The sequence below is a fragment of the uncultured Mycobacterium sp. genome, from assembly GCF_964249325.1.
GTDB lineage: Bacteria > Actinomycetota > Actinomycetes > Mycobacteriales > Mycobacteriaceae > Mycobacterium.
In genome coordinates this window covers 1-6,576 of record NZ_CAXUCH010000049.1, presented here as the reverse complement: position 1 = coordinate 6,576, position 6,576 = coordinate 1, and the positions used below count along the sequence as shown (strand labels likewise).

Here is a 6,576-nt window from a genome sequence, read left to right as displayed (position 1 = left end):
GCGCCACAGCAGCAGTTGTGCGCCCAGCCCCATGATCAGCAGCACGGCCGGGTCGTCGGGGTGACCCATGTCCTCGTAGTAGATGTCGAGATCGCCGGAGCGAGCACTGCCGGACCTCACCGGCACCTGGGCTGATTGGGCCAGCTGCTCATCCGCCATGCGCGACACCAGTGCTGTCGGGGTCGTATTCGCGGCTGACCTCCACCATGAAGTTGGCGAAGTAGCCGGTGAGCTGCGGGTCCGACATCATCTGCCACTTCGGCGCGAGCAGCTTCATGTACCGCTCGACGTAGAGGAACTGCTTGCCGATCAGTACCAGCTCGCGGGGCAGCTTGACGTCGTAGGCGTCGGCCAGTGCGGAGAGCTGCCGGCCGATCGCGGCATACGACATCTCGCCCAGCGACTGCATGGTGAGTGGAGTCGAAAACGCCTCGAGATCCTTCGCGGCCTGGGCTTCCGGCTTGAGGGTGCCCACCGCGCCCATCAGCACGACGATCTTGCCGGCGGCGGCGTGGTCCTTTTTGACCAGCAGCGCATAGACCAGCTCGCGCAACAGCCAGCGGGTACGCGGTTCGATGCGACCCATGATGCCGAAGTCGAAGAATACGATGCGGCCCTGCTCGTCGACGTAGAGGTTGCCGGCGTGCAGGTCCCCGTGGAACAGCCCGTGCCGCAGTCCGCCCTCGAACAGGCTGAACAGCAGCGCCTTGACCAGCTCGGTGCCGTCGAATCCGGCCTTGCGGATAGCAGCTGCGTCGTCGATGCGGATGCCCTGCACCCGCTCCATGGTCAGCACCCGCTCGGTGGTGTAGTTCCAGTACACGGTCGGGACCCGGATGTTTTTGCCCAGCGGCGAGGTGTGCAGATGCGCCACCCACGCCTCCATCGACTGTGCTTCCAACCGGAAGTCCAGCTCCTCGGCGAGGTTGTCGGCGAAGTCGGCGACGACGTCCTGGGCTGATAGCCGCCGGCCCAGCTTGGCCAACTCGACGAGCTGAGCGAAGCGTTTCAGGATCTGTAAGTCGGCGGCTACCCGGCGCCGGATGCCCGGGCGCTGGATCTTGACGACAACGTCTTCGCCGGTGTGCAGCTTGGCGTAATGCACTTGGGCGATCGACGCCGAGGCGAACGGCTGCTCGTCGAACTCGGCGAACAACTCCGACGGCTCGGCGCCGAGATCCTCGATGAACAGCTTGTGCACTTCGGCGGGTTTGGCGGGCGGCACCGCGTCGAGCAGGCTGCGAAATTCGCGGGACAGCGATTCCCCGAACGCGCCCGGGCTCGACGCGATGATCTGCCCGAACTTGACGTAGGTGGGCCCCAGTTCGGCGAAGGTCTGCGGCATCTGCTTGATGACCTTCTGCTGCCAGCCACCACGGCCCGGCAATTTGGTGATGACGCGGGCGGCGGTACGGGTGACGTGCCATCCCGTCGCGCCGATGCGGGCCGCCTCGACCGGCAAGGGCACCCGATCGATCTTGGTTACCTCGCGGTGGTTGGTGGAGCTCATTCGAGCCAGTGTGCCAAAGGGTTGCTGTCAACTCCCAATCGGCGTGAGCCCGCTCACGTCGCGCCGCGCGGCCGCCACGGAGTCAGCCACGGCTGTGGTTCCCAGTTCTCGCGGGCGGCGATCAGCTCGTACATCGTTGCGCCGTCGATGCTTTCCCGGATGATGTCGGCGTGCCCCGCGTGCCGGGCCAGCTCGTTGATGACATGCAGGATCACCCATCGCACCGACCAGGCACCGATGTTCTTGGGAAACCAGGGAATGTCTTGCGGGACGGGCACCGCCGCATCGAGGTCCGCGGTTTCCGTCAGGTGCAGCGATCTGGCGTTCTGCTCCTCGAATGCGCCTAGCAGTCCGGCGAGCGTCTCGTCGGGGCGCATCACGTGCTGGTCTCCGAATTCCTTGGCGATCTCCTTGAACGGGCGCGTGTCCTTCGGCGGGGCCTCGGGCGCGGCGGCTACCCGCGCCATCCAGGTCCGCTGCATGCCGGTGGCGTGTTTGATCAACCCGCCGATCGACAGCGCGCTGACCGTCGGCGTGGAGCGGGCCTGCTCATCGGTCAGACCGTGGGACACCGCAAAGTACGCGCTCTGGTGGTAGGCCAGGTATTCCCGCAGCGCCTGGCGTTCGTCGGCGACGGGTGGGGCGAGGGCAGGCATGGTGAGCTAGACAGTAATGCCCAGCCGATCGGTGAGCACCAGGAACGCCGCCGCGAAGTCGTTGTCGGCCGTGTTTGCGCGGACCTCGTCCCAGTCCACTTGTTCGCGCACGGCTCGCGCGGCGGGTAGCAGCGTGGCGAAGTCGCAGCGGTGCTCGTTGAGCGAGCACAGTTTCTCGGCCATCACCTGGGTGGGTGACAGCACCCGCATGCGGATCGCCAGGACCTCGTAGCTCTTGGCCGACTTGATCGTGGCCTCGTCGACCGGGACACCGTTGATCCGGTGCAGCACGTCCACGACGACGTCGTCGAGGCAGGCCTTGAACAGCCAGTCCTCCGGCGTGCGGTCGATGCTGAACCCGGCGGTGGCCAGCGTCATCGCCGCGGCGTCGGCATCGGATTCCGCGACGGCGAAGTCGACGTCGTGCACCGGTTCCGGGCCGCCGAATACCCATAGGGCATAGCTGCCCGCGAGAGCGAACTCCGGGCCGTGCGCCTTGAGCGCCGACGCGGCGCGTCGCAGCGCCTCGCGAAAGTCCTCACTGCGCGCCACCGCCGCGGTCTCGGGTGATCCGGTGCTCGTCATGGTGGGTAGGTAGTACCCATGCGGCTGGCTACCTTCAACATCCTGCACGGACGCAGCCTCGACGACGGCGAGGTAGACCTGGACCGGCTCGCTGACTGCGTGACGCACCTGGACGCCGATGTGCTGGCGTTGCAGGAGGTCGACTGCGAGCAGCCGCGCTCGGCGATGGCCGACCTGACCGCGGTCGCGGTGGAGGCGATGGGCGCGGTCAGCCACCGGTTCGTCGCCGCGATCTCGGGCACTCCCGGCGCGACCTGGATGGCCGCGACCGGGGAGGAGCAGCCCGGTACCGCCGCGTATGGCATCGCGCTGCTGTCGCGGTTTCCGGCACTGACCTGGCAGGTGCTGCGGCTGCCGCGGATCCCGGCGAAGTTCCCGATGTATCTGCCCGGCCCCGGTCGCGTGCAAATCGTCGACGAAGAACCCCGCGCGGCGGTGATCGCGCGCTTCGACACCGACGTGGGCCCGCTGACCGTGGCCAATACCCACCTGTCGTTCGTTCCCGGCTGGAACCGCGTCCAGCTGCGCCGGCTGGCCCGTGATCTGCGCGGCTTTCCGGGCCCGCGGGTGCTGATGGGTGACCTCAACATGACCCCGCCGTCGCCGCAGCGTTGGTCAGGACTGCGGCCGCTGGCAACCGCGCCCACGTTTCCCGCCGACGCACCCGAGCGTCAGCTCGACCACATCCTGACCGACGACCGCCTGCTGACCACTGAGAACGTATCGACGGCCAAGCTGACAATCTCGGATCACCGCCCCCTCGTCGTCGACGTCTCCCGCCGCTGAGTCCTGGTCGTAAAGTGCGGGGATGCGGGTGCTCACCGCAGAATCGACCGAGCTGTTCGTCGGGCCGCCCGATGCGCCGCTGCAGCTGGCCCGCGTGACCTATACGGGCTGCGGCCAACCGACGCCGGTCCGCGTCGACGGCCCTGGCGTCGCGGGGGAGGCTGTGGCGGCGGCCGGTGACGGGGTGGTGGAAATCCCGGTCATGGTCGACGACCCGCTCATCGGCGCGCGACATGGCGCGCGAGTTCGCGCCGACGATTCAGCGGTGGCGTTCACCTTCACCGTGGCCGAACCAGGGTGGACGATGTTCATGATCAGCCACTTCCACTACGACCCGGTGTGGTGGAACACCCAGGGCGCCTACACCAGCGTGTGGCGCGAGGATCCGCCCGGACGATGCCGCCAGAGCAACGGCTTCGAGCTGGTGCGCGCGCATCTGGAGATGGCCCGCCGCGAACCCGAGTACAAGTTCGTCCTCGCCGAAGTCGACTACCTCAAGCCCTATTGGGACACCCATCCCGAGGACCGCGCCGACCTGCGGCGGTTTCTTGACGAGGGCCGCGTCGAGATCATGAGCGGCACCTACAACGAACCCAACACCAATCTGACTGGGCCGGAGACGACGATCCGAAACTTCGTGCACGGCAGTGGCTTTCAGTGCGACGCGCTGGGCGCCGAGCCGGCAACGGCATGGCAGCTCGACGCGTTCGGCCACGATCCGCAGTTTCCCGGCTTGGCCGCCGACGCCGGGCTGACGAGTTCGTGGGCGCGCGGGCCGCATCACCAGTGGGGGCCGACGCACAGCGACGTGGGGCTGGCGGGCATGCAGTTTTGCAGCGAATTCGAGTGGATCGCCCCGTCTGGGCGCGGGCTGCTCACCCACTACATGCCGGCGCACTACTCGGCCGGCTGGTGGATGGACGAGTCGACGTCTCTTGCCGAGGCGGAGCAGGCCACCTACCGGCTGTTCGAGCAGCTCAAGCAGGTCGCGCTCACCCGCAATGTGCTATTGCCGGTCGGCACCGACTACACCCCGCCGAACAAGTGGGTCACCGCGATTCATCGGGACTGGGCGGCCCGCTACACCTGGCCGCGGTTCGTGTGCGCGCTGCCGCGGGAGTTCTTCGCCGCAGTGCGAGCCGAGCTGGACGCCCGCGGGCTGGCGTCGTCGCCGCAAACGCGCGACATGAACCCGATCTACACCGGCAAGGACGTGTCGTTCATCGACACCAAGCAGGCCAACCGGGCCGCCGAAACCGCGGTCCTCGACGCGGAGAAGTTCGCGGTGTTCGCTGCGCTGCTGACCGGCGCCCAGTATCCGCAGGCGGCGTTGGCCAAGGCCTGGGTGCAGTTGGCATACGGCGCCCATCATGACGCCATCACCGGCTCGGAATCCGATCAGGTGTACCTCGACCTGCTCACGTGCTGGCGCGAGGCGTCGGAACTGGGCCGGACAGTGCGGGATCGCTCACTGACGCTGTTGTCGCGAGCGGTCGACGGTGACCCGGAACAAGCAACAGTCGTGTGGAACACATTGGCGCACAAGCGAACTGACGTGGTGACCGTCCGCTTCGATACCCCGGCACGGATCGTCGACGCCGACGGCGGCGAGATACCAGCGGTAGTCGAGCACGACGGATGCTCGGTGACATTTCTGGCGCGCGACATACCGTCGCTGGGGTGGCGGGCCTATCGGGTGGTTCCCGGTCAGACGCCGACTTGGAAGCCGTTGCGGGGCAACGTGATTGGCAACGAGCACTACCGGCTGGCTGTCGACCCCGACCGTGGTGGCGGGGTGTCGTCTTGGGTTCACGACGGTCGCGAGCTGATCGCCGCCGGCCGGGTGGGCAACGAGCTGGCTGTGTACGAGGAATACCCGGCGCATCCGACCGGCGGCGAAGGCCCGTGGCACCTGCTGCCCAAAGGTCCGGTCGTGTGTTCGTCGGAGACAGGTGCGCAGGTGCGTGCCTACGAGTGCCCGGTCGGGCAGCGGCTCGTCATACGTGGTCGCATCGGCCGGCTGCTTCGCTACACCCAGACGCTGACGCTGTGGCACGGGATGGCGCGGGTGGACTGCCGGACCACCATCGATGAGTTCACCGGGGCCGACCGCCTGCTGCGGCTGCGATGGCCCTGCCCGGTGCCCGGCGCGATGCCGGTCAGCGAGGTCGGCGACGCCGTCGTCGGCCGCGGTTTCGCGCTCCTGCACGAGCAGGGCCGGTCGGTGGACACCGCGCGACATCCGTGGACGTTGGACAACCCGGCCTACGGCTGGTTCGGGCTGTCCTCGACTGCCCGAGTCTGCGCGGGCAATACCGTGCGGGCGGTGTCGGTGGCCGAGGTGGTGTCGCCGGCGGAGACGACGTCAGGGCCGCTGGCACGCGATCTGATGGTCGCGCTGGTGCGCGCCGGCGTCACGGCTACCTGCAGCGGCGCCGACAAACCCCGCTACGGTCACCTCGGCATCGACTCGAATTTGCCCGATGCCCGGGTTGCGCTGGGCGGGCCGGACCGCAACGTGTTCACCAAAGCGGTGCTGGCTGCGGCCGACCCGTGCTATAGCGCAGAGCTCGACCGCCAGTTGAGCCAGACGGGTCGGGCCCGGATCTGGGTGCCCGCCGCGATGTCGCTGGCCAGCGCCTGGGTGCCCGGTGCCGACTTGCGCGACCCCCGGGCACTGCCGGTGCTGGTGATTGCCGGCCGCGACGGCTCCGACTTCGCCGCTGCGATCAAAGCGCTGGCCGACGACCTCGCCGATGCCGAGGTCGTAGTCGCCCAGCAGGTGCCCGCCGGGGTGCCGTCGTTCGAGGCTCGAACGGTAGCGCTACTCAACCGCGGAGTGCCCAGCTTCGCCGTCGAAACCGACGGCACCCTGCACACCGCGTTGCTGCGGTCGTGCACCGGGTGGCCGTCGGGCACCTGGATCGACGAGCCGCGCCGCAGCGCCCCCGACGGCTCGGCCTTCCAGCTCCAGCATTGGACACACGACTTCGACTACGCCCTGATCGCCGACGACGGCGACTGGCGACGCGCTGGGAT

Annotated in this window: 5 protein-coding genes and 1 pseudogene (1 of these 6 only partly in view); 2 read left to right on the top strand and 4 right to left on the bottom strand. The window is 68.1% G+C overall.

The annotated features are described in order from the left end of the window. From ACFE99_RS08925 to ACFE99_RS08910, 4 genes and pseudogenes are all read right to left on the bottom strand, one after another. Positions 1 to 159: pseudogene (locus ACFE99_RS08925) on the bottom strand (alpha/beta fold hydrolase) (it extends 759 nt beyond the left edge of the window). Beyond that, the gene (locus ACFE99_RS08920; protein WP_375484409.1) at positions 149 to 1,510 is read right to left on the bottom strand and encodes an ABC1 kinase family protein; all 1,362 of its coding nucleotides are present in this window, start codon (positions 1,508 to 1,510) and stop codon (positions 149 to 151) included. Before ACFE99_RS08920 ends, ACFE99_RS08925 begins: the two are co-directional and overlap by 11 nt. A 53-nt stretch (positions 1,511 to 1,563) precedes the next feature. Next, complete coding sequence (locus ACFE99_RS08915) at positions 1,564 to 2,166, bottom strand: DinB family protein (protein WP_375484407.1); 603 nt, start codon at positions 2,164 to 2,166, stop codon at positions 1,564 to 1,566. Between the two features lie 6 nt (positions 2,167 to 2,172). Continuing rightward, positions 2,173 to 2,751, bottom strand: coding sequence for a nucleotidyltransferase (locus ACFE99_RS08910; protein WP_375484405.1), 579 nt, complete (start codon positions 2,749 to 2,751; stop codon positions 2,173 to 2,175). 18 nt (positions 2,752 to 2,769) lie between these two features. Here ACFE99_RS08910 and ACFE99_RS08905 point away from each other — a divergent pair, with 18 nt between their 5' ends. Continuing rightward, positions 2,770 to 3,537 (top strand): endonuclease/exonuclease/phosphatase family protein, encoded by a 768-nt coding sequence (locus tag ACFE99_RS08905; protein ID WP_375484403.1) that lies wholly within the window; start codon positions 2,770 to 2,772, stop codon positions 3,535 to 3,537. A gap of 22 nt (positions 3,538 to 3,559) precedes the next feature. Further along, a partial coding sequence (locus tag ACFE99_RS08900; RefSeq protein ID WP_375484401.1) for an alpha-mannosidase occupies positions 3,560 to 6,576 on the top strand: 3,017 nt, incomplete at its 3' end.

Coding starts and splice junctions, on each gene's coding strand:
- ACFE99_RS08920 (WP_375484409.1), bottom strand. CDS start 1,510: ATGAGCTCCACCAACCACCGCGAGGTAACCAAGATCGATCGGGTGCCC.
- ACFE99_RS08905 (WP_375484403.1), top strand. CDS start 2,770: ATGCGGCTGGCTACCTTCAACATCCTGCACGGACGCAGCCTCGACGAC.
- ACFE99_RS08915 (WP_375484407.1), bottom strand. CDS start 2,166: ATGCCTGCCCTCGCCCCACCCGTCGCCGACGAACGCCAGGCGCTGCGG.
- ACFE99_RS08910 (WP_375484405.1), bottom strand. CDS start 2,751: ATGACGAGCACCGGATCACCCGAGACCGCGGCGGTGGCGCGCAGTGAG.